The following is a 905-nucleotide window of genomic DNA, read 5'->3' on the forward strand; positions in this document are numbered from 1 at the left end:
ATCGTAAAAGCCGGTGAAAAAATTGAAACGGTGGTAACCGGCGAAGATGGTAGAGCCACATTTACTGCAGACCTGCCTAATGATCTTACTCCAGAATATGGTGTAATGCCGATTGAGAAAATTGAAGATGAAGATATAGATCCAGGATTCAGTCAAACAGTCATTGAGGATGTAAGACTCATCGGTGACACCAATAGCCTATTCTATGCAACGGAAACGAAAGCTCCTGCAGGTTATGCGAGTGGTCAGGAAGTGCGTTATTATTTTGATACAAAGTATACGAATCAAAACAATGCAGTCTTGAAATTCACAGCAGAGTATCAGAATGAAACGACAAAGGTCGAGATCTCTAAAGTGGATATCACGAACGAGGAAGAACTTCCGGGCGCTACGCTGCAGATAAAGAGCGAGGCCGGAAAGATCATAGAGGAATGGATATCCACAGATAAACCACATCTCATCGAGATGCTGCCTGTTGGAGACTATGTACTATCTGAAAAGATCCCGGCATCAGGTTATACGACAGCTACCGATGTACCGTTCACGATCAAAGATACTGGTGAGATCCAGAAGGTCGTCATGAAGGATGATATAACGAAGTTACAGATCATCAAGACGGATGAAGAAGGTAAGCAGTTACCAGGCAACAGACTGGCCATCATTGACAAAGACGGAAAGACCGTTGATGAGTGGATCACAGATGAAAAGCCTCATGATATCACCAAGCTGGTTGTCGGACAGGAATATACGTTGCGGGAACTGGAAGCAGCTGCCGGTTATACAAAAGCTGAGGATATCATCTTCATCGTACGTGATACGAACGATGTACAGACGATCGACATGAGCAACAGACAAACAGAGATGCACTTTTCTAAAGTCGATGAGACCGGCGAAAAAGAATTACC

1 protein-coding gene is annotated in these 905 nt (G+C 44.0%); it reads left to right on the forward strand.

The window, feature by feature from the left end:
* The coding region (locus NE665_RS23800; protein ID WP_256302693.1) for a SpaA isopeptide-forming pilin-related protein at positions 1–905 on the forward strand (905 nt) is incomplete at both ends.

The organism is Clostridium sp. DFI.1.208, from assembly GCF_024463855.1.
In the GTDB taxonomy this organism is placed as follows: Bacteria; Bacillota_I; Bacilli_A; order Erysipelotrichales; family Erysipelotrichaceae; genus Clostridium_AQ.